The following is a 22,308-nucleotide window of genomic DNA, read 5'->3' as shown; positions in this document are numbered from 1 at the left end:
CGGCGGTACCCTTCGATCTCGCATCCGCTGCCCCTGTGACCCGCGCCCTCCTCGCCCTCGCCGTCCTCGCGCTCACCGCTTTCGCCCCTGCGGGCGGCCCCCCTTCGCAGTGGGGTGAGCACGGCCACCGCCTCATCGGCCGGGCCGCCGCCGACGCGCTCCCCGACGCGATGCCGGCCTTCTTCCGCGACGCCGCCGCGCAGCTCAGCTACCTCAACCCCGAGCCCGATCGCTGGCGCTCGCGCACCGAGGGCGACCTCGACCGGGCGCTCGGCAACGCGGGCGCGGCGGAGCACTACATCGATCTCGAACTGGTCCCCGACGGCGCGTTGGACGCCGTCGACCGGCTGGCCTTTGCCGACTCGCTCGTGGTCCGCGGCGGTGAGCGGTCGGCGAAAGTGGGGCTCTTGCCGTACCAGATTCTTGAGCTCACGCAGCGGATCCGGATCGGCTTCCGGCTGTGGCGCGCGGCCGAGAGCGACGAGGACCGGGCCTGGATCGAGGCGCGGATCGTCAACGACGCGGGCATTCTAGGGCACTACGTTGCCGACGGCTCGAACCCGCACCACACGACGATCCACTACAACGGCTGGGCCGGCGACGACGGCCGGTACGCGACGTTGGAACGCGGCTTCCACGGGCGGTTCGAGAGCGCGTTCGTCGAGACCCACATCTCCCTGAGCGATGTGGAAACGGCGCTCACGGCGTCTGCTCGCGATCTCGGACCCCTGCGCCCGGCCGTCTGGGGCTACGTCGCCGACACCCACGCCTTGGTCGAGCGGCTCTACGATCTCGACGAGGCCGAGTCGTTTGGGCCGGAGACGACCGGTGCCGACCACCGCGCCTTCGCCGTCGACCGGCTGGCGACCGGGGCGGCCATGCTCCGCGACTTGTGGTGGACGGCCTGGGTGAGCAGCGTGGAGTAGCGCCTACGCCGCCCGTCGCCAGGGGACGTGGGGCGGGGCACGCTCGGACTCTGTGACCCCCGCCCCGGGCGGGCGCTCGGGCCAGTGGACCAGACGCAGCGACACGGCCGAGGGGGCGGATGGCCGGTCGGGGGCGACCGCTCGCTGGCGGGACGGACGCGTCTGTGCCGTGGGGAGCGGCGACTCGGGAAGCACGGGCGTGGCGGCTTGCGGCCAGCCGAGTTGGGCGATCCAGGCCCATGGGACGCGCGCCAGCGGGACCTGAACGAGCGGGCCGAGCACGATGGTCGCCGCGTCCTCACCCGTCACCGGGTCCCACCCGACGACGAGCACGCCGTCGGCGCCCGGCGCATGGCCGATGCGTACGAGCGCGGCATCGAGGTCGGCGCAGGGCGGCACGCGGACAATCCGGTACCTCCCGTGCGGAGTGTGGCGACCGCCGCGGGCCGGGCACGTCGCCACGCCGACGGCGTCGAACGAGACGCCCTGAAAGCCGTCGCCGGCGCCGCCCCACTCGGCGGGCGTCACCCGCCAGCGGCGGACGGCGGCCGCGAGCAGCGCGAGTTCGTCGGCTCGGGCCTCGCGTCGTCGGCGTCCGGCCATCGCTTGGCGGCCAGCGCCCACAGCACCAGCGACCACGCCACTGAACAGCATGGCCATCGCCGTGACGGCGAAGGCGAGGACGAGGGAGAGGAGCACGAGACGGTCTGGGCTGTCCGCGCCATAGGCAACCGCCGTGCCGTCCCGTTACACAGGGGAGGCGTCACTCCGACGACCCATGCGGGACTGAAAGGGGTGGCCTGCGTTCCCTTTCGACCGGTTCTCTAGCGCCGCAGCCGCACGCCTTCGAGGTCCCCCGTCGCGTCCACCACGACTGCACCGCGCTCGACGCGGACGCCGGTCACGGTCAGCGCGAGGTCTTCATCGCGGAGGTCGGCGATGGGGTTGATGCGGTCGCCCACGGCCCGCGCGATCCCACCGCCGAGTCCGATCCCGGCGGCGCGGACGCTCTCGACATCGAGACGGACCACCCCGCCGCTGGCCACCAGCCGCCCCCGGATCTCGGCCCCGATCGGGAGTCGGAACCCCTCGATGGCGCCCTCCACCCGGATCGTCGCACGGTCGGGTACCGCCAGCGCCACCGTTGCGCGCGAGATCCCACGCTGGGCGCCGAGGTATTCGCCGAGATCGGTCGGGAGCAGCCGCGCCGTCGCCCGCGCGCTGTCGACGCGGGTCAGCACTCGGGTTTTCTGGTCGAACGCGACGCCCCATAGCGTCACGTCGAGCCGGTCGACGACGGGGGCGTCCTCACGCGCCACGCGGTCGCCGGCGATCGTCACGCGGTCGGCGGTGCGGGACGACAGCTTGAGGCCGTCGACCGTCGCGTCGTAGTGGTCGGCGGGGCCGAGGGCGGCAGGCAGGGCCGCCTCGATCTCGGCTTCGACGCGGCCGGAGACGTCGCAGCCAGACGCGGTGAGGGCGAGCAGGAGCAGGAGAATGCGCATGGCCCGGCAACGCCGTGTGGGCGAGCCCGATCCCTGCACAGCCGACGGATCCTGCTCGACGCCGCTCTCGGCAGGTCGTCATACAAGCCTCGGCGTGGGACGCGCGAATCGAGAGACTGAGGCCCGGGTCTCACTCGGCTTCCGTCTCCGATGGGGGACGAGACTGCGCCTGGGCCCTCGCCGTCCCACTCGCACTGGGCAAGGAGGGCGAAGGAGCGTCGGTAGGGATGGCCAAGTCCGGCCGGTCGGCCGGTCAGGCGCTGCTGGGGGGCCGCACGGCGGCCCCCCGCGGGATCAGCGGACCACGATGCTGCGAGCCGTGAGCGTCTGGCCCTCGGCCTCGAGCCGGATGACATAGACGCCGGCCGGGAGCGCCGAGCTCTCGAAGGCCACCGTGTGCCGACCGGGCCCGTCGGTGCCGTCGACGAGCGTGGCGACGCGGCGGCCCCACAGGTCGAACACCTCGATGCGAACGGGACCGACGCGGGTGAGGTCGTAGGTGAGGGTGCTCTGCCCGCGCGTCGGGTTCGGCGACGGCACGGAGAGACGGACCACGTCAGGCCGTGCGTCGGCGGGGCCGTCAGGGCCGTCCTCGCCGGCGGTGGCGCCGCTGAACAGGGTGGCTGAGCGGTTGTTGGTCGGGTTGGGGTCGTAGGTATAGGAAACCGCCGCCACGACAGCAGCGCCTGCCTCGCCCGTCGCGTCGATCCGGACCGCCAGCGAGTCGCCGGCGGCGACGGAAGCGTAGGTGCACTGGACCACCTGGGCTTCCGTCGTGCAGGTCGCGCCCGGCGCGTCGATGGCCGAGGCCGTGAGCCCGGCGGCCAGCGTGTCGGTGACAACCACGTCGGTGGCCGCCTCCGGGCCGAAGTTGAAGACCTGGAGGCGGAAGGTGTACCCGCCGGCCGTTTCCTCGGACTCCTGGATCACACCCACGTCGGCGAGCGGCCCTTCGCAGGCGTCGCCGATCCCGTTCTCGTCTACGTCCGCCTGATCGGGGTTGGCAATCGCCGCGCAGTTGTCGTCGGCGTTGACCAGGCCGTCGCCGTCATAGTCGGTTTCCTCCGCAGCAGCAATCAACTCTGACTCCGTCAGGTACAACTCGTCGACTCGGCGGACGCTCGCCGGATTGGTGGCCCCGGAAGTCTGATAGTCCAGACTTCCCCGGAAGTCTAGCGTCAGGATGGTCCAGTCGTTGGCGCCGTCAAACGGTCGGGCAGCGAGCCCAGCCCCTCCGCAACTCCGCTTGAGATTGTTGAGGTCCTGCATGAATGAGGGGCGTCCGGCAAGGACGCCGTCACCGTTCCAATCGACCTGGCGGAGGCCTGTAGAGACGACGACGTTCGACATGCCATGGCTATCTCGGAATGCGGCCTGCCGGTTGGCTGGGCCTCGGAGTCCTAATGAATCCAGTAGGGCCCGCTCGTCTAGGGCTAGCATCTGGACACGCGAGTAATCCAGAACTCGGGATGAGACGATTGCTTGGAACTGGAGCGCGTAGCTCATGATGCTTGGGTAGTTCGGCTTGCAGTTGACAAAGTCACTGCCGCCGTGCCCGAGGCGGAGGGTGTGGCCCATCTCATGCATGAACGTGACGCCTTGGACCCGCGCGCGCGCCGTCGACAGTTGCCCGGTGGATCCGCTGAGTCCGGCGGAGACACGGAGCCCGCGTTCACTCCATGCTGAGACGGTCACCATGAAGTCGTTGCCGGGGAGTTCGGCGATCCCACTCGATCGTGGTTGCGGTGCATGGTTCTGTCCAAAGAGCGCGTAGCGATACACGAGCGCGCGCGCACCGAGCCGCGCGCGGCAGTTGGTCGCGACCCGATCCTCTGGAGTGCCGAAGCGTCCGTCGTTGATCCCTGCGCCGCATGGGTTGACGGGGTTTCCGTCCTTGATATCTGCAAAGGACCCGCCTGGAGTCACCGCATTCGGTTCGGTCCCGAACGCGATAGGGTCGAACGCCCGCGTTTCCTCGCCACGCTCGACGTGGAGGGCGATCCGCCGAGGCGACGCCGCGAACGCCGCGACAACCGGTGGGAAGGCTCCCGCCACCGGCTCGCTCCCTCGCATCCAGTCGTACTCGACGAACAGGTCCGGCTGAGTGGGGCTGGCGCGCTGATCGGCGGGTCGACTGGTGGACGCGAGGTTGAGGTCGACGGTGTTGTCCCCGTCGTAGTCGATCCCTCGCGTCGCCATCTCCCAGTCGTCGCACAGGCCATCGTTGTCGGAGTCCGTCGAGCCATCCCCGTCGGGGTCGAGGCACACCCAGGAGACCTCGGACGTGCGGCCCTCGGTGTCGGTCGCCGTCGCGCTCAGGATGGGGAACGGGACGTCAGCGCGCAGGACGACGACGCGGATGAAGCCGTTCGCATTCGGCTGCGTCGAGACCACGAACGACTCGAGGTCGCCGAACCGGGTCGCGTCCTCGTCCTCGCTGAAGCTCGGCGTTCTGGAACTGTAGATCTCGACCGTCGCCGTCTGTGGGGATGGCGTGTCGAGGCGGCCGCTGAGAGTCCACTTGTCGGGCTCGTTCCGGTCGGCGCTGGCGGTGATGCCGGCCGGGAAGTTGAGGAGAGCGTTGGGCCCCGTATCGGGGTCGTCGCTCGCGAGGAGGGCGCCGAAGTCGTTGGCGGTCGGGCCGTCGTCGCCGAGGTCGATGGCGAGCCCGGCATTCCGATAGATCTCGTTGCGGCGGATGCTCGCCGTCGTGGGATCTCCGCTCACGACGATCCCACGTCCATTCCCCACGATGAGGTTTTTCGCGCCTGAGCCCGTGCCGCCGATGATCGTCCCGGGGCTCTCGCCCTGGACCTGAAGGCCGACGCCTTGGTTGCCCGCCGGCGTCAGCGGTGCCTCGCGCGGTCCGGGCTGTGCCGTCCCGATGAGGTTGGCGACCACGACGGTGCCCTGGCTGTCCGTGATGGACACGCCCTCCCCCGGAGAGGCTGCGATCCGGTTGCCGGGGGCCTCGCCGGCGGCCGCCGCCGGGGCGCCGATCTCGACGTCCTCCCCGACCAGCACCGAGACGTTCCGGGCGATGTTGCCCGCTGGATTCCCGGCGGGGTCCAGCCCGATCCTATTGCCGAGGACGCTGGCGGCCCGGCCGCGCAGGATGGTCACTCCGGACTCCTCATTCGCGTAGATCAAGTTGCCCTCCGCTGCGCTCGATCCACCGATGGTCACGTTCTCCGCATCGGTCACGAAGACGCCGTGGATGCCGTTGCTCCAGAGGTGACAGCCGGTGACCACCACGCCATCCGCCCGGATGAAGAGGCCGCTCTCGTTGAAGCTGCGGACCCCGATCCGTTCGATGCGGGTGCCCGCCCCGCCCGCCTCGACGATCAGCCCCCGCGTGACCCCCTGGCTCGACCGCCCGACCAGCACCACCTGGGGGACCGGGACCGTGCCCGGCGGGCCTCGGCCGCTCACCGCCGGCCCGCGGATCGTGAGGGCACGCGTGATCGCGGGGAGGGTGTGGGTGGGGGAGATCTCGGTGATGTGGGAGGCGAAGGTGACCAGCGCGTCGCCGCCGCCGTTCGCCTCCTCGATGGCCGCCCGGAGCGTGCACTGCGGCTGGTCCTCCCCGCCGACGGTCTCGTCCTCGCCGGTGTCGCAGTGGCCGTCGCCCGCGATGTAGTCGCCGCCGTCGCCGGGGGCGTTGACCTCGTCCGGCGTGACACGGAGCACGACCTCGACGCCGCCGAAGTCGCGCGTGTCCTCGTTGCAGGGGCCCTCCGCGCCGACGTCCTCGCCGATCCACTGGATCGTGAACGTGGTGATCCCCGGCGTCGTGGCCGCTCGGACGGTGAACTCGACGGAGACCCCCTCGTTCTGGTCCGGCTCGATCGTCGCGAGGGCCGGGTTGGCGAGGGCCTCCCAGTAGACCGTCGCCGAGCACGTGGCGGCGTCGGTGACGTCGAACGTCGTGACCTCGCCGACCTTGACCCGGACGGTGTCGGGGTACTCGTGGGCTGTGGCGGAGGGAGCGAGGAGGACGAGTGCGAGTGCCACGCCAATCCATTTGCAGAGGACAAGTCTCATGTGTAAAAGATTTAGGTGGCCGTGCGTTGAGTATAGGCCGTGCCCCTTTCCCCTCCAACCGGCTCCCCTCCACGGCCCCGCTCGCGGCGGTCGTGTCGACCCTCCCGCAGGCCCCTCCGCCCCGCGTGGGGACGGGCAGCAGGCCCGACCTGCCCGATGGCCCTCGCCCGGCTCAGCCCCCCGAACGACAGACGGCCCGCGCTCGGAAGCGCGGGCCGTCACGGGGTGCCCCCACCAGGATTCGAACCTGGGACACGCGGATTAAGAGATCGCGTGGGCCAGGAGGCAAAATCGGTTATCAAAGCCAATGAGGGCTGATTTGAGATGGCCGCAGCGAAGCTGTTACGGCTGTGGTTACCTCCCGAGTGCGTCGACGCCACTTTGGCAGCGTGATGTGGGGCAGAGATACAGAACATCATCTCGACCGCCGATACCTCTCAGGAGACCCCACTCGGAATGCTCGAACATGACGTAGACGGCACTACGCGGGACCCGCAGAAAGTCCGCGACAGGCACAGTGGCGTGCGCGCGCTCGAATTCATCGTCAGGCTATGGACTCGCTGGCGCGTGTGGTGGCGCCTGAGGACGTCGGGACGTCACATCGCACGTGGCTTCGGTGGGGTCATCATCACCTTCCTGGGCCTCGCCGTCGTTGGGTGGGCTGCTTCACAGACGGCTGGGACGCCACAGGAGCGCGCGCAACTCGCCGGCGTCGTCCTCCAAGTTCTCGGGGTCTCTACCACGGCCGTCGGCTTGGTCTCGACCCGGAAGTCCTTCGGCCTCCCTTCGGCCGTCGAGAGGATGAAGACCGCCGCTGTACGGACGTGGTCGGCGATGAAGGGAGGAAGCCCTCCCGTCGCCCATCGGGTCGGTTTGAACATCATCGCCCCAGAGGTCATCATGGAGATTGAGGGCGAGGTCATCCGCAAGGATGAGACGCTAGAGGAGCGCGTCGACCGTCTCGAACACAGGCTCGAACGCTACCGGACTCGGCTCAACAAACAGCTCGGGACGGCGAGAAAGCAGATCGACGCGGTCAACGCACGGGTGGACGGCGAGCGGAAGGAACGCTCCGCCTCCGTCGCCGACCTCCAATCAGACCTACGACTCCACGCCACGGGCAACATGCGACTGACGTGGTGCGGTCTCGCGTGGACGGTAGCAGGAATGAGCCTGACCTCCGCTACGGAGACCGCCCTCCGATTGATTTGGTGACGGCTGCGTTGCGCCAGCCTGTGTAGGTTTGAGCCTCCACACGCGCTTGAATCTTGACCCGACTTTTTACCCTCGCCGCCGTCTCACTCGTTATCGTCGCTTGTGACTCTGGTGGCCCCGACCCGCAAGAGGAGGCGTCGGCGCTCTCCGGGAGTTGGATCACGACGGAGTCAGCCTCATTCGGGCAGGAGCCCGACCTCGATCTCAACCTCACGTTCTCGTCAAACGGTCGGGTTACGGGCTCTGGCACCCTCGCCCAAGAGCCCGCTCGAATCGGTGACCCGATTACCACCTACCTCGATCTCAGGGTAGAGGGGACATGGACGCCTGACCGGATCTCTTTGGAGCTGACCCGGACCGTCAATAGTTCGTTCGCTGCGACCCTCTCAGTCGACCGCGCAGCGTGCTTACAGACGTCCTACACCGTTGGCACCAACTGCGACGCATCCATTACGGGATCGCAGAGCAACCCAGACTTCGCGTTCTTTAAGACCGACTGAGTGTGCGGTATGCAGGGTCGTGGTCCTCGCCGGTGCTGGCGCGACTTGAGGTCAGCGGCAATGGACATGGCTCCTGATACGCACGGTTCGGCCGCTGGCTGTCCTCCGCGTGTGGGCCCAAACCGTGTGGCAGTTGCTTGAGCGGGTGCGTCGAGCGGGACGCCGCGCGGAGCGTTGGGAAGTTGCATCAGCACCTCCGCATTCCGAGCGGTCCACGTACGTTTGGGGCCACCAGCGCCGACGTAGCAGCACCCACCGCGCGGGCCGACGTGCATCGAAGGTCCTAGGTATCCGCAGGGTGAACGTAATAGGAGATCCTGATGGCGTGGCGAACTCCATCGCGCTCAAGCCAGGTGAGGCGGGCCAGTTGCCCCGACCGACGCTCGGCGGCGGCCAGCTTTTCCGTGGAGAGGACGTAGATAGGTTGGTGACCAAGGCCAGGGATGTGCCGTCGGCGGCTCCGGACGACGTTGGAGACAAGGGCATGGCAGACCTCGATCATCCGTAGGTCCCGCTCCGAGTCGAGAGGGCGCGTCACATGGGCAGTTCCATCAGGGTCGTACGGGTCTAGGTAGGTCGCCGAGTGCTGGAGGTCGTACGTGGCTCTTCGTCCGGGGTCCTCCTCTGACCAGAACTCGAACCGACCGACGGTTGGGACGATCCGCATGCCGTGCTTGTAGGCGTTGTACTCACCCCGGTCGTTGAACTCCTTCGCCAGTGTGACAAGTGCGTCGCGGATGACAGGGAGGCTCCGCTCGGTCTCCTCATCGACTGGAATGCCGTAGTAGAACACATGGCGTAGGAACGGGACCCCCGTGTCAGCTCCCTCGGCCCCGACATGCCAGCGGTCAAATGGCAACTCACCTCCCTTACCAATCTCTCGGACGTGTTTGGCGGTGTCGTCGAGCTTGCGACGAGACAAGTTGAGCCATAGGTCGTCGTCCCGGATTTGGCCCATGTCGAAGTCGACGTGTCCCCCGGGGTCCCTGGGGTATAGGGCGCGAACGAGTTGAAAGAGGGCCTCGATCGCTTGGAAGTGCGTGGCTCGTAGATCAAGCTTTAGCGACAGCTCCCACTTTTTAGGGTCGGCGCCATCGAACATACCTGGCGGCAGATCGTCGCTCCCTCTCCTCAGGGCGTCGGCGAGCAGGAGCGCTTTGTGCATGAAGTGGTCGGTGAGGTACCCCCTCATGAAGGACTCTGCGATCTCGTTCGGCATAAAGCGTGGGGAACGTTTCTGATCTAAAACAACTCCAGGCAGCGTCTATCGACATCTGTGCGAGCAGGGGTTCCCAACATCGTCACGAACCCCGCCGTCGGTTTTCCGAAGCGGAGTCAGTGTGGTCGATCCGATCTAAGGCTTCCGACAGCTCTAAGCCCTTCGAGAATCACAGGCCGAGCGCTTCGAGCCGTCGCGCTACGTAGACCGCGCGCTCCTCAGCGTCCGGGTGATCCGGGTCATCGTTGAGGTCCTTCATTAGAGCGAACACCCTCATCAGGTGCGCGGTGTCGCCGACCAACTTCTCGGCGTCCCGCCGGACGATCCGGTTGGCGTCGGCGAACCCTACCTCGGCCGCCTCAGCCCTGTCTAGGATCGAGAGAGCGGCCCGGAGCCGGACTCGCTCATCCTGTGAAGCGAGGAGGCCGTCGAGGGTTCGGTATGCCCGCTGGACGCGCGCTAGTGCTCCACGCTCGACCTCAGCCTTGGCGTCAGCTAGGAGGGTGTTCACAGCGGCCTCGAAGGTCTCCAGGCGACCCCACCGCCAGACTGTTGAACGGTCGATGCCGAGGGCGTCGGCAACGGTGGAGTTGCCCTCACCTAGGGCTATCAGGAATGCGGCGCGTGTCTGCGCCGGGGACAGCCCTTTGAACGGGCCGTCAAATGTTGCGTCGGGTTGCATGGGTCGGTTCGGAATCGGGGGTCATTGGCCGGTGTAGGGCGGCATATCGGACCGCCTCCATCCGCGCAGCCGATAGCTGCCTGGCGTGGGAGTCGAGGGCGCATTCGTGCGGGATCAGAGGCGTCTGCCGATGGCGGCGGCGAGAGCGCCGAGATTGGGGGCACCCGCCATCGCGGCATCTGCGTGGGCTGTGCCGTCGCCGTATGTGGCGGGAGGTTCCAGGGCAGCGGCCCGAATGTCGTCAGCGGTCTCCTGTGGAGCGTATGCGCGACGCGGGCCACCCGGCAGGTACATCCACACCGGCGATCCCCGACCGTCCTCCGCACACTTCTGGAAACAGCCTTCTGGCGCGCCCGCATCGACGGATCGTCGTTTCTCGGCGTCCGTATATCGCTCCCGCTCAACCAAGTCCATGCGCGCGATTCCCTTGAAGGAGTGGCGCCCGCTAGCGGCCTTCTTAGTCTGAGCACTGAGCCACCCGTAGGGCGAGCGCGCAGGCGTCTCCAGCGCCTCTAGGTCCGCGAGCACTTGAGCAACGCGGTCCTGTCCGTAAACGCGAGTGAGATTGGCCACCTTCCCCGGCACTGTGGGGTCTGTCACCCCGAGGGCGTGGAGTCGAGCGATAACGTCGCTGACGAAGGGATCATCAGATCCATTCTCAGGAGAACCGACCAACCCAATGGGTTCGGTTGGTTGTTCCCCCTTCTGGTTCTCTTCTAGTTGGTGGGCAGCCGACTGCCGGTGTTCTGGCGCTGGACTGCCGGCATCGGGACGGCCAACTGCCGGTGTCGTGCGCTGGACTGCCGGTGTTGAGCCCTCTCGACTGCGGCAGTCCGCTGTCGGTATCAGCGCCTCGGTACAGATGCGGTAGAGGGTGCCCCGACCGCGCGGGCGGCGCTCGATGTATCCGGCGGCTTCCAGTCGAGTGAGCGTATTACGCATCGCCCGCTCCTGTACTGCGCACTCCCGCGCGAGCGTGGCCTGGGAAGGCCAGCACGTATCCACGTCTTTCTTGTTGACGTGGTACGCCAGCGCCAGCAGGGCGAGTCGGTCCGCTCCTGCCGGTTGTGCCGACTCCCAGATGAGACGCGTCAGGGAGAAGCTCATTGGCACCCCCCGGCGTCGAGCCACGCAAGTACCGCTTGCCGTCGCCAGCGCCGCTGGCGCCCGATGCGGACCGGTATGGGGAGTTCGTCCGCTGCATCGAGCGTGTCCACCGTCCGCCGACTCACGCCGAGCATGGCGGCTACATCGCCTGCCGTCAGCAACTCCGGTGCAGCGGCCGGGCGGAGCGTGTCCGGCAGGGATTCGACGGCTGTGAGCACGTCGGCCAGCCTCTCTTCAACTTTCGCCAGCCGCACCGCCAGCGCGGTGGCGTCAAGCGAGAGAGTGTGAGCGGTGGTGGACACGATGTAACCAACAGGCGAGGGCCGAGTGTGCCGGGCCACCACAGCCGGTTGCACGCCTCGGCCCTCGTGCCGCGCGAGCGGCAGGGAAAATTTGGTAGGGTGGTGGCCCTGCCAGAAGTAATCCTCCTCGCCCCTCCCCCCTCAGACAGACAGAAACTCTCCCGGACAGTCTGGACTGTCTGCACAGGTTAGAACGCCCGGATCTCCGCCTCCCGATCCCGGAGCGCGGCGACGAACCCGGCTGGCTTCGGGACCACCCCGAACCGCGCTTTGAGGAGGCGCCGCGCTTGCGTCTGAACCGATTCCCCCTTCGTCGCCGTGCCGGGGAAAGGCAGCGCTGTTTCCCCGGCGGCGTTTTCGATCAACCTGTTTATCTCCCCCCACGTCTCAACCTTGCGATTGTCGAGGTTCAGGTCGAGGACAAAGACCGCGTGGTCCTTTCGAGTCCTGCCGACACCCTGTGGTCGACTCTTGTGAGCACGGTCACTACTCGACTCGACGGGGCGCCCGTGAAGCTTAGGTATCTCCCCCGTAGCGTCTCCGATGGCTAGGACCAGAGCGTAGCTCTGAGCCATGACGCGAGGCCGAGCGATCGCGTGTATCGTGGCCTTGTTGTAGTGCAGGATTGCTCCGAACGACCTCGACAATACCGAGTGGACCTGGTCGTCCGCAGGACCGCGCGCCCGTCGTTGGAACGCCTCGTGCTCCTTCTCCTCTAATCGCGTAGCTCCTTCCCAACTCGCCGCCCTCATCGCGTCCACCTTCTGCCTGCCCTCGTGGAAGGTCCCGGCTAGCGTCCATGTCTCGACGGCCTCCTTGATTACCCGATCCCTCAACCTGTCCAGATCGGCACGGCCGTGGGTGGGTATAGGGTAGCGCTCCCGAAGGTGCGCTTTGACCACGTCGTCGATCTCTGTGAGGTCGAACAGCTCAGTCATCGTCTCGGCCGTGGTGTGGCTCAAGGTACGATTGACATTGATTCTGATCAATGCCTACATTGCGACTTCGCTCTCTCCGTTCCGATGCCGAAGGACCCCCCGCCGCCAGTCATCAGCCTTCGCGAAGTCGCCAACCAGAAGAGCGTCTCCATGCAGGCCGTCCACGCCGCCGCCCAACGCGGGACGCTCACGACATATAAAAGCGGAGGCAGTGTCCTCGTGGTCCGGGACGCAGCGCTTGACGCCTACCTCGCGGCTCCCGCCCAACCGAACCGCAAAGGGTCCTGAGATGGCAAGCCTCCGCAAGCTCCGAGGGAAGTACTACGCCTACTTCTCCGACGCCAACCGCCAGCCCCGCCAGAAGTCCGTCCCACTCGGGACCGGCGATGTGCGCGCCGCCCGGAAGCGAGTGAACGAACTAGAGCGGCTATACGACAGGGCCGAGTTCGATCCGTGGAGCGTCGCCCGCTCTCTGCCTTGGGAGACGAGGAATCTGACGCTGGCGGATGTCGTTGCAGGCTTCCTCACCGACCGCCGCGAGACGTGCCGCCCGACGACCCTCCGGGGCTATGACATGGCGTGCCGCCAACTCCTCGACGCGGCGCCCGGTGGCGTGTACCTCGACGCCCTCCGTCCCGCCCACGTCCGGCGCTTCATCGACGCGCAAAAGGTTGTCCGCCAGACAGGCGGGGATGGAGAAGTACAGACGCGACGGGAGCCCGTAGCCGACGCGACGAAGCGCCAGCGGCTCCGGCACGTCAAGGCGTTCGTCCGTTGGGCGCACGAGGCCGGTCTACCAAGCGATGGGTGGGACCCATTGAAGGGTATTGCACTACCGAGGGCGGAGAGGCGCCTACCAGCCTTCCTGACGCCGCCGGACCTTGACCGGGTGCTCGCAGCTATTGACGCCTCTACGGCGATCCACAAGGCGTCTGGCCACGCGAGAGACGGCGAGAATCTGTGGCTCAAAGACGTGATTCTCGTCGCGGCCTACACAGGGCTCAGGCTTGGCGAGCTGTGTGCGGCACGGTGGTCGTGGGTAGACCTCGGCGCCCGGTCGCTCCACGTCCGGCACTCCGACGGGTTCAGGACGAAGGGCGGGCGCGAACGCACCGTGCCGCTGGCGGGGCCTGCGCTCGACGCGATCCGCCGGCTCCACGCCGAGCGGGAGGCGCGCGGCGACGTGCTCGACGGCCCGCTCTTCCCCGGACCGCGCGGCAACGGGATCGGCCCGAACCGGACGAGCCGGCGGTTCAAGCACTTCGTTCGGCTGGCGAAGCTGGACGACCGCCTGCGGTTCCACTCGCTCCGCCACTCGTGCGGCTCCATGCTGGCGATGGCCAACGTGCCCGGCGTCGTCATCAAGGAAGTCTTGGGCCACGCGAGCGTCACGACGACGGCGATCTACACGCACGCGGCGGCCGATCATGTCCGGGCCGAGATGGAGCGGGCTTTCTCAGCCTGAGCCGTCCGGCGGGAGAATCCCAGGTTGTTGGCCGGTGCGGCTGAAATACAATTGTTGGAGTACCCGCTGAGCTGTCATCAGGAATGCTCCCCATGTTCCGCTGGTGTCAATCAGACGCTTGGCCGTCAACGGACGCCAATCGCCGTCCACCATCATCTTCACGACGCGGCCGTTGATCGTCAGCCCATCTCCGGCAGTGGTCGCCAGGGTGAGGAGCGTGTCCTCAACCTTTGTGTCGGACATCAGCCTCTCTGACCCGTGGGCCAAATGGTTGCGGACCTTGGCCAAGAGGTTGATGTCGTTCGAGACCTCATCGCTGATCAAGTCAAGCGCGTGGGACCACTGCCGCAACCGGGCGATGCCGAGACTGTCGATCAGCTTCTCTAGCACCACTCCGCCATCTAGATGGTCGCGGAGCAACAGGGAGAGTTCAGTCTCGATGTCCGCGATGGCAGCCAGAACCAGATAGAGTTGCTGACGAGTCGCCAGCGTTGTGGCGAGGTCGGCTGGTTCTCCATCCAGACCGTTTCCGGCCCAGTACCGCCCCCAGTACGGGAATTGAGGATCGCCCTGAACGTTCTGGCTGTCTGTAGACATGGGACACTCGGTTACGGCTGTGGTTACCTCACTCGTGACATTCCGCTGCGTTCCGGCGCATTTGGCTGCATCACGGCTAGAAACAGAATCGGCCCAAAATTGCCACTGTAGGCATTTTTGGGCCGATTTCTGGGGTGCCCCCACCAGGATTCGAACCTGGGACACGCGGATTAAGAGTCCGCTGCTCTAACCAACTGAGCTATAGGGGCACCCGCAAGGTACCGGGCGGCTCCGGGGGGGCAAAGCGGAGCGATGGTGAAACCGGGCGCCTCAGAACGCCGCCCGCAGCGCCAGCCGCACGCTCCGCCCGGCCGCCGGGACGCCGAACGGGCGGTACCGGCTCAACGGGTCGACGTAGCGCGCGTCGCCGATGTTCTCGACCGCCAGCGTCGGCGTGAGCACCGCGCCGCCGACCGTCAGCGACGCCGAGACGGAGGCCGACCACACGGCGTAGCTCGCGGTCGGGATCTCGTCCGACAACTCGGGCCGGTCCTGCGCCGCCACGAGCATCGGGCCGACGCGCGCCTCGACATCGCGGAAGACGCCCGCGCGCTCAACCTGGTACTCGACGGCTACGTCGAGGCGGGCCGGGGGGACGAACGGGAGCGGGTCGCCGGACGCCCGCTCCGTCCCGCGCGTCCAGTCGCCGGCGAGGTGGAGGCCCAGGCCGTGCAGGGCGTGCGGGTGCACGTCGACGCGCGCCTCGATGCCCGCCAGCCGTGCGTCGGTCTGTACGAAGTCGTAGATCTGGAACCCACTCTCGGGGTCGACCGCGCCGCTCGCTCGCGGCGTGATGTAGGCGTCGACGACGTTGAGGAACGCGCCGGCCTCGGCGTAGACGTGGGGCGAGAGGTAGCGGACGACGCCGTCGAGCGCGACGCTCGTCTCGGGCGCGAGCGTCGCCGTCCCGCGCTCGAACCGGAGCGTCCCCTCGTGGACGCCGTTCCCGAACAGCTCCTGGAGGATCGGCGCCCGGAACGCGCGGCCCAGGTTGGCGGCGACGGACAGCCCGCCGCCGACCTGCCACGCGGCGCCGACGGCCCCGGTCAGGGCCGTGTACGACCGCGTCTGGGCCTCGACACCCAGGTCGTCGTTCGCCTCCACGTCGAGCTGGCGCACGTCGACTCGGGCGCCGGCGTCGACGGTGACGGGCCCGGCGACGAGCTGCTCGGCGACGTAGACGGCGCCGTTGAGCGTCGTCCCGCCGGGGATGAGCGCCTCCTCGGCGAGCGTCTCGTTGCGTTGCCACAGGCCGCTGACGCCGACCGTCCCGAAGACGCGGCCGACCGGCCGGTGGTGCAGGCGCGCGTCGAGCGTCGCCGTCGTCAAGCGCAAGAAAAGGGCGGGGTCGTCGACGGCCTCCGAGGAGCGCTCGATGGGGCCCTCCTCGTCCTCGAACTCGCGGCGGCGGTTCTGCTGCACGGCGCCGACGACGTCGAGGCGGTCAGCCCCCAGGGGCTGGTCGAGCCGGAGCACGGCGCGGTCGTGCTCCACCGTCTGGCGCGGTAGGGCGATGGCGCCACGGTCGCGGAGCGACGCAGGGAGGACGGCGGCGTCCTCAGCTTCGAAGAGCCCGATCGTCTGGCGGAACGCGCTTGCGCCACCCTCCAGCGTCCCCTCCCCGATGCGGGCGCCGAACCGCGCAGAGGCCGTGCGGGTGTCGAGCGCCGTGTTGGGGATCAGGCCGTCGGGCGTGCGCAGGGCCGCCGCGCCGAGGCCGCCGAGGCGGACCTCCCCCGCCAGGTCGTCGGAGCGCCCGCCGACGGCGAGCGTGCCCTGGGTCTGCTGCGCCGCCGTCTCCTCGGCGATGGTGGCCGTCCCCCACGTCTCGCCCTCGTGTGCGAAGAGCGGCGTCGGGGTCGTCTGCACGACCCCGCCCAGCGCGTCGGACCCGTAGAGCAGGCTGAGCGGGCCGCGGACGACCTCGATTCGGTCCACGTCCGCCGCGCCGATTTCGGGCCCGTGCTCGTCGCCCCAGCCCTGCCCCTCCTGCCGCACGCCGTCGTTGACGATGAGCACGCGCTGCGAGGTGAGCCCGCGGACGACCGGCTTGGCGATGCCCGGCCCGGTCTCCAGCAGGCGGACGCCCGCGAGGTCGTCGAGCGCCTCGAACGGCGTCGCCCCGCCGGCCCGGTCGAGCTCGGCCCGGTCGACGACGGCGACCGACTGGGGGACCGAGAGCACGTCGGAGGCGCGCGCCCGCGCCGTCACCGTCACGTCCGGCGACTCGACGATCGAGGGCGCCAGCGCCACGTCGAGCCGCGCCGGGCCCGCGCCGACGGCGACCGTCCGGGTCTGGCTGAGGTAGCCGAGAAAGGAGACGACGACGCGCACGTCGCCGTGCGGGAGGCCGAGGAGTTCGAAGGTGCCGTCGGCACCGGTGGCCGCGCCTCGGTCGAGGGCGGGGACTTGGATGGCGGCGCCCGCGAGCGGGGCGTCGGATTCGGCGTCGACCACGCGGCCGACGAGGGATTGGGCGGAGGCCGCGCTGCTGAATGCGAGCGCGACCGCCAGAAGACGGAAGACCATGGGAGCTGTCGCTGGGCCGCAGACGTGCGGCCGGGAACCAAAGCCGGCGACGTGCGCCGGGCGAGACCGTCCGCGAGCGCGGACCTAGGCGACAGCGGGGGGGCCTCGGGCCGGGGCGCACGCCACCCCCTCGGGGCGGAACACGACGGCCTCCGGGGATACGTCGGCGGCGTCCGCCAGCGCCAGCGCAGGGGTCTCATGGAGAGTGACCGCCGAGCCCAGCCAAGAGCAGACCGCGCAGTCGAGCGCGTGGGCCTCCCCGTCGACACAGGGCGCCTGGGCGCCGTCGCTGCCGTGGTGCGCGAGTTGGTGCGCGCGCCCCTCCGCCCAGTCCGCCGCATGGCCGGCCGCGTGGACGGCGGACGCGGAAAGGCCACCGACGAGGGCGGCCAGCAGGAGCAGGGCGGGGACGCGGCGCATGGGGACGCCAACGTACGGCCTCCGGCATCGGTGCCCGCCCGATGATTGCCGGAGGCGGGGCGGCCTCCGGTTGCGGGTGCCCGGTCACCGGTAGGTTGGACCGCATGACCCGGCACCTCGCAGGCCTCGCCCTCCTCCTCCTCGCCTCGGCCGCCCACGCCCAAGGCTCCGTCTCGTTCGTGCTCGGCTCCGACACGTCCACGCCCGGCATCAGCGTCGACCGGCGGGCGGGGTACTACCCCAACGGCAACCACGACCTCTTCCTCTCGCCGACGGGCAACGCCGCCCGCGCGATGGCCCCGGCGTTCCGGGCCGCCCACACCGACTCCTACGGCGACCCGCTCCGCCTCACGTGGTGGATGCAGAACGGGAGCCTCTACCGCGACGCCGTCAACACGAACGTCCCACTCCCGAGCACGATGTCCACCTACCTCATGCGGACCGCCTGGGGCGACGCCATCGAGGCGGCCGGCGACGAGTTCACGTTCCACTACCACACCTGGGTCTGGAACGACGACGACGGCGACGGCCGCTACCGCTGGAATCAGGCCCGCGCGTTCACCGATGAGGTCCGCGACGACTTCGACCAGACGATCGCCGACGGCCTGCTGATGGACGGGATGTACCCGGCCTCCTTCCGCAGCGGCTGGCACTTTATGGACGACGCCTGGCAGGCGCACCTCGACACGCGCCTCCCGTTCAGCTTGCACAACGACGCCCCCCACGTCCACGACGACCGCGTCGAGCCCATCGACAACCTGTACGACTGGAGCCGGGCGCCGCTCGCGTTCGTCCCGTTCCGGCCGTCGGCCGAGGACTACCAGCGGCCCGGTGGGACGGGCGGCTGGAACGTCCGCTCGCGGAGTTTTGCAGGCGTCACCGAGGCGCTCGTGCGGGGCATCTTCGAGGCCGCGGTGGCGGGCGAGGACCAGGTGGCCTGCATCTGGGACCACCTCGCCGACCCCACCTTCGTCGAGCGGCTGGAGGCGACGCTGGGCGTGATCGAGCGGGTCGCGGCCGAGTACCCGGGCGTCCCGTTCCGCTACGAGACCGGCACCGCCGCCATGCAGCGCTGGCTCGGCACCGACGACCGCGAGCCGCCCACGCTCACGCTTGACGTGCTGAGCGACGGCCGCTACCGGATCACGTCCGACGAGCCCCTCTTCCAGGACGGCCCGTTCGTCGCCGTCCTCGACCGCTATGAGCGCCGCCGCATCCTGCCCGTCGTGCCCGCGGGCCCGCTCGCGTGGGAGACCGTCGACCCCGTCGCCCCGGCGCTGGTCGCCCGCGTGGCGGCGGCGGCCTCCGACTCGGCCGGCAACGTGGCCACCCGCTTCCTGCGCCCGCTCCCGGACGACCTCGTCCTCGACGACGCCGAGGCGGGCTACGCCGAGGCCGGACCCGGCTGGCAGCCGCTCGCCGCCGACCACGTGTGGGGGCGGACGGCGCGGGCGGCGGTGCTGGCGGAGGGCGCCGACGCGGCGGCGCGGTGGACGTTCACGGTCGACCGCGCCGGGCGGCGCCACGCCTTCGTCCGGATGCCCGAGGCGCCGGGCGCGGCGGCGGACGTCAAAGTCGCGGTGTCGGTGGGCGGCGCGGAGGCCGCGGCGGTGACGTTCGACGCGCCCCCGCCGGTGAACGCGTGGCTGTTCGTCGGGGCCGTGGACGTCGACGCCGGCGACGCCGTGACCGTCGAGGTCCGCGCGAGCGGCGACGGCCAGCCGGGCGCGCGCCTGGGCGCCGACGCCGTCAAGCTGTCGGCCCTCATCCGCGACCGCCAACTTCTCGCGCCCACCGCCCTCGACCTCGGCGAGGCCATCTTCCACCAGCAGACGACGGCGACCGTCCCGCTCCGCAACCTCGGCACCGAGCCGCTCACGGTCCACGCGGCGACGACGGCCTCGGGGGCCGTGCGGGCGGCCGAGGGCGGCCCCTTCGAGATCGCGCCGATGGGCGAGATGGCCCTGCCGCTCGTGCTCTCGGCCGACGCCCCCGGCGTCGTGCGCGATACGCTCGTCGTCGCCAGCGACGACCCGACCGCGCCCGAGCGCCGCGTCCCCGTCGAGGTCGAGTTTCTCGACACGTTCGTGCTCGTCGACGACGCGGACCCGGGCTACGCCGAGCGCGGCGACTGGCGGACGAGTTCGGCGGAGGCCTACGGGCCCACCAGCCGGTTCGCCTTCCTGGCGAGCGCCCCCCAGGCGACGTTCGCCTTCACGGCGCCCGACGCGGGCGTCTACGCCGTCGAGACCATCGTCCCGGCCAGCACCAACGCCGTCCTCCGCGCCGACTACGCGGTCCGCGTCGGCGGCCAGACCCGCCTCCAGACGCAGGCCGACCAGCGGGGCGGCGACAACCGCTGGCGCGTGGTGGGCACGCTCGCGCTCGACGCCGGCGACGCCGTCGAGGTGGCGGTCTCCGCGACGCCCGACGGCCAGGCCGACCGCGTCCTCCGCGCCGACGCCGCCCGCCTCCTCCGCCTGGGCGACGCGCTCGCCGAGGTCGTCCTCGACGACGCCGACGCCGCCGTCTACCACGACACCGGCGCGTGGCAGACGAGCGTGACGCAGGCCGTCGGCGCGACGAGCCGCTACGTGCCCTTCGGCGGCGACCCCACGGCCACGTTCGAGACGACGGCTGTCCGGTCCGGCCCGCACCTCGTCTCGTTCATCGTCCCCGAGACCGCCAACGCCTCCCGACAGGCGCGCTACCGGATCCTGCGCAACGGTGCCCCGCTCGGGGAGGTCACCGTCGATCAGAACGAGGGCAGCGGCGCGTGGCAGTCGCTCGGGGGGTGGAGCGTCCATGCGGGCGACCGGCTCGCCGTCGAGGTCCACAACGCGGAGACGTCGAACTCGGCCCGCGTCCTCCGCGCCGACGCCGTCCGCATCGCGTACGCCGTCGCCACCGGCCGTGCCTCGGCCCCGGGGCCCGCGCTGGCGCTCGGCCCGCTCGTCCCGAACCCGGCGCAAGGCCCGGCCCGCGTCGCGCTCACGCTCGGCGCCGCCGCCGACGTGCGGGTCGAGGTCTTCGACGTGCTCGGCCGCCGCGTCGCGGTGCTGGCCGACGGGCCGCTCGCGGCCGGGACGCACGAGGTGGCGGTCGACGTGACCGCGTGGGCGGCGGGCGTCTACGTGTGCCGGGTGCGGGCGGGCGACGCCGCCGTGACGCGGCGCTGGACCGTGGCCCGCTGACTCGGCCGGCTGGCGGATCCCTCCCCATCCGTCGGCGCGAACTCGACCCGGAGGCGGCGGGCGCCGCCTGGATTCTCGTCCTTGCCGGACGCTGCGACGGCGCTACCGAGCAATCGTGAGCCGGGCCGTCTGAACGTGGGCGCCGGCCACCACGCGGACGACGTACGCCCCCGCCGGCAGCAACGGCACGGCCACGACGTGACGGCCCCGGCCGAGGCGGTGGACCTCGTGTACGGCCCGGCCCAGCGCGTCGAACACCGCGACCTCGGCCACCGGCCCCGCGCCCACCTCGATCTGGATCGTGCCGCCAGAGGCGGACGGGTTGGGCGCGACGGCCACCGTGAGCTCGGCCCCCGTCTCCGGCTCGGACCCCACGTTGTTCCGGGTGGTCACCGCCACGCCGCGGCCGAACTCGCTCGTCTCGCCATCGGTGTTCGTCGCCGTGGCCGTGACGAACGCGCCCGCCGGGAGGCCGACCACCGTGATCTCAAACGCAGCGTTGCCGCTGCCGTCGGTGGTCACGTCCGTCGCACCGAGGAAGCGCTCGCCCTCGCCGAATCCGGACGTGTCGAGCGCGTCGCTGGCGAAGAGCTCGACCCAGAACGTGGCGTCGGCCTGCGACGGCAGCGAACCCGTCACGACGGTCCCGTCGGCGTTCGAGAACGTCGTGGCGGCGCCGAGCTCGGGGAAGTTCTGGCGGGAGGTGAACGAGTCGTTGTCGTTGGGGGTCACGCCGTCGTTGTCGAGATCGATGCCGAGCGTCCCGTTGGCATAGATCGCGTTCCCGAGGATTGTGATCCGGTCTGCCTGTTCGGTCTGGATCCCGTGGTCCCCGCTGTACGCGATCACGTTGCCCTCGCCCTCGCCGTCGCCCCCGACCAGGGTGTCGTCGGCCCCGAACTGGGTCTCCACGCCGTCGTCACCGTTGCCGAGCGGGCTCGCGCCGTCCGTGGCCACACCGATGTAGTTGCCCTGGATCCGGTTGCCTCGGGCGCTGCCGACGCCGAAGCCGTCCACGTCGACGCCGTCCTCTGCGTTGCCCGAGATCAGGTTCCGGGCCGACGGGGTGCGCCCGCCGATGACGTTGTCGGGGGAGGCCACGTCGAACCCGTCGTCGCCGTTGGGCCGCGCGGCCGTCCCCCGGACGTCCGTCCCGACGTAATTGCACTCGAACGTGTTGCCGCCGTCCCCCTCGATGTCGAACCCGTCGTTGGCGAACCTCCCCACGACAAGCCCTCGGACCGTCGATCCGCCGCCGTCGGTGAACTGGAGGCCATCCGCTTCGGAGCCGGCGTTCTGGCCATCGAGAACGATGAGGAGCGTGGCGGGCCATGACGAGCAGTCCGCGCCCGGCTGCGAGAGCCCGTCGATCACCACGGCCTCGGTGATGGCGGGGAGCGGGGAGGTCGGGCGGATGACGAACGGCCCCGGCGCGCCCGAGAGAGCGAACTCGATCCGGTCCGGCCCGCTGCCGTTGCGGGACTGGTTCGCGGCAAAGATGGCGGACTGGAGCGACCCCGGCCCGGTGGGCTCGGTGGTGGTGACGACGAACGTGGATTGGGCGGTGGAAGCCCCAGCAAGGAGAACGACGAGGCTGGCGACGAGGAGCGCGCGCATGGGAGGGTGGGCGGCAGGACGTGGAAGGGCAGGAGGCCCCTCGTGTCT

Annotated in this window: 17 protein-coding genes and 1 tRNA gene; 5 read left to right on the top strand and 13 right to left on the bottom strand. The window is 69.7% G+C overall.

From position 1 onward, the window contains the following. Positions 1–35 precede the first annotated feature (35 nt). Positions 36–926, top strand: coding sequence for a nuclease (locus ACLII4_RS00175; RefSeq protein WP_412068866.1), 891 nt, complete (start codon positions 36–38; stop codon positions 924–926). Between the two features lie 3 nt (positions 927–929). Here the strand turns inward: ACLII4_RS00175 and ACLII4_RS00170 are convergent, their stop codons facing one another. The 3 genes from ACLII4_RS00170 to ACLII4_RS00160 form a co-directional block, all read right to left on the bottom strand. Further along, positions 930–1,625 (bottom strand): hypothetical protein, encoded by a 696-nt coding sequence (locus ACLII4_RS00170; RefSeq protein WP_412068865.1) that lies wholly within the window; start codon positions 1,623–1,625, stop codon positions 930–932. Between the two features lie 125 nt (positions 1,626–1,750). Further along, on the bottom strand, positions 1,751–2,431 hold the full coding sequence (locus ACLII4_RS00165) for a DUF2993 domain-containing protein (protein ID WP_412068864.1): 681 nt from the start codon (positions 2,429–2,431) through the stop codon (positions 1,751–1,753). Positions 2,432–2,725: 294 nt separating this feature from the next. Beyond that, positions 2,726–6,475: a T9SS type A sorting domain-containing protein gene (locus tag ACLII4_RS00160; RefSeq protein ID WP_412068863.1), complete on the bottom strand. Its 3,750-nt coding sequence runs from the start codon at positions 6,473–6,475 to the stop codon at positions 2,726–2,728. Between the two features lie 456 nt (positions 6,476–6,931). Here ACLII4_RS00160 and ACLII4_RS00155 point away from each other — a divergent pair, with 456 nt between their 5' ends. Further along, complete coding sequence (locus tag ACLII4_RS00155; protein ID WP_412068862.1) at positions 6,932–7,690, top strand: hypothetical protein; 759 nt, start codon at positions 6,932–6,934, stop codon at positions 7,688–7,690. Between the two features lie 53 nt (positions 7,691–7,743). Then, positions 7,744–8,190, top strand: coding sequence for a hypothetical protein (locus tag ACLII4_RS00150; protein WP_412068861.1), 447 nt, complete (start codon positions 7,744–7,746; stop codon positions 8,188–8,190). A gap of 283 nt (positions 8,191–8,473) precedes the next feature. On the opposite strand, the gene ACLII4_RS00145 is transcribed toward ACLII4_RS00150, so the two are convergent. The 5 genes from ACLII4_RS00145 to ACLII4_RS00125 all read right to left on the bottom strand — a co-directional run bounded on the left by ACLII4_RS00145 (position 8,474) and on the right by ACLII4_RS00125 (position 12,438). Further along, positions 8,474–9,409, bottom strand: coding sequence for a hypothetical protein (locus ACLII4_RS00145; RefSeq protein ID WP_412068860.1), 936 nt, complete (start codon positions 9,407–9,409; stop codon positions 8,474–8,476). A gap of 169 nt (positions 9,410–9,578) precedes the next feature. After that, a complete protein-coding gene (locus ACLII4_RS00140; protein ID WP_412068859.1) occupies positions 9,579–10,091 on the bottom strand; it encodes a hypothetical protein in 513 nt (170 codons plus the stop codon). Between the two features lie 114 nt (positions 10,092–10,205). Beyond that, on the bottom strand, positions 10,206–11,198 hold the full coding sequence (locus ACLII4_RS00135) for a helix-turn-helix domain-containing protein (protein WP_412068858.1): 993 nt from the start codon (positions 11,196–11,198) through the stop codon (positions 10,206–10,208). Beyond that, a complete protein-coding gene (locus ACLII4_RS00130) occupies positions 11,195–11,500 on the bottom strand; it encodes a helix-turn-helix transcriptional regulator (RefSeq protein WP_412068857.1) in 306 nt (101 codons plus the stop codon). The genes ACLII4_RS00135 and ACLII4_RS00130 overlap by 4 nt, the downstream gene beginning before the upstream one ends. 188 nt (positions 11,501–11,688) lie before the next feature. After that, positions 11,689–12,438, bottom strand: a complete 750-nt coding sequence (locus ACLII4_RS00125) for a hypothetical protein (protein ID WP_412068856.1) — start codon at positions 12,436–12,438, stop codon at positions 11,689–11,691. Positions 12,439–12,727: 289 nt separating this feature from the next. On the opposite strand from ACLII4_RS00125, the gene ACLII4_RS00120 reads away from it, so the two are divergent. Next, positions 12,728–13,903 carry a tyrosine-type recombinase/integrase gene (locus tag ACLII4_RS00120; RefSeq protein WP_412068855.1) on the top strand — a complete coding sequence of 392 codons (1,176 nt, stop codon included), beginning with the start codon at positions 12,728–12,730 and terminating at the stop codon, positions 13,901–13,903. Here the strand turns inward: ACLII4_RS00120 and ACLII4_RS00115 are convergent. From ACLII4_RS00115 to ACLII4_RS00100, 4 genes are all read right to left on the bottom strand, one after another. Then, positions 13,895–14,500, bottom strand: a complete 606-nt coding sequence (locus tag ACLII4_RS00115; RefSeq protein ID WP_412068854.1) for a hypothetical protein — start codon at positions 14,498–14,500, stop codon at positions 13,895–13,897. The two genes, ACLII4_RS00120 and ACLII4_RS00115, sit on opposite strands and share 9 nt — an antisense overlap. Positions 14,501–14,635: 135 nt before the next feature. After that, positions 14,636–14,709: transfer RNA gene (locus tag ACLII4_RS00110), tRNA-Lys, on the bottom strand. 61 nt (positions 14,710–14,770) lie between these two features. Continuing rightward, the gene (locus ACLII4_RS00105; RefSeq protein ID WP_412068853.1) at positions 14,771–17,029 is read right to left on the bottom strand and encodes a TonB-dependent receptor; all 2,259 of its coding nucleotides are present in this window, start codon (positions 17,027–17,029) and stop codon (positions 14,771–14,773) included. An 84-nt stretch (positions 17,030–17,113) separates the two neighbouring features. Next, entirely contained in the window at positions 17,114–17,449 is a 336-nt protein-coding gene (locus ACLII4_RS00100; RefSeq protein ID WP_412068852.1) for a hypothetical protein, read from the bottom strand. A gap of 104 nt (positions 17,450–17,553) precedes the next feature. Between ACLII4_RS00100 and ACLII4_RS00095 the strand changes: the two genes are divergently transcribed. After that, entirely contained in the window at positions 17,554–20,643 is a 3,090-nt protein-coding gene (locus ACLII4_RS00095) for a T9SS type A sorting domain-containing protein (RefSeq protein ID WP_412068851.1), read from the top strand. A gap of 102 nt (positions 20,644–20,745) precedes the next feature. On the opposite strand, the gene ACLII4_RS00090 is transcribed toward ACLII4_RS00095, so the two are convergent. After that, complete coding sequence (locus ACLII4_RS00090) at positions 20,746–22,260, bottom strand: T9SS type A sorting domain-containing protein (protein WP_412068850.1); 1,515 nt, start codon at positions 22,258–22,260, stop codon at positions 20,746–20,748. Positions 22,261–22,308: the final 48 nt, after the last annotated feature.

Source organism: Rubrivirga aquatilis (genome assembly GCF_046845665.1).
In the GTDB taxonomy this organism is placed as follows: Bacteria; Bacteroidota; Rhodothermia; order Rhodothermales; family Rubricoccaceae; genus Rubrivirga.
This window is presented reverse-complemented; position numbering and strand designations above follow the sequence as displayed.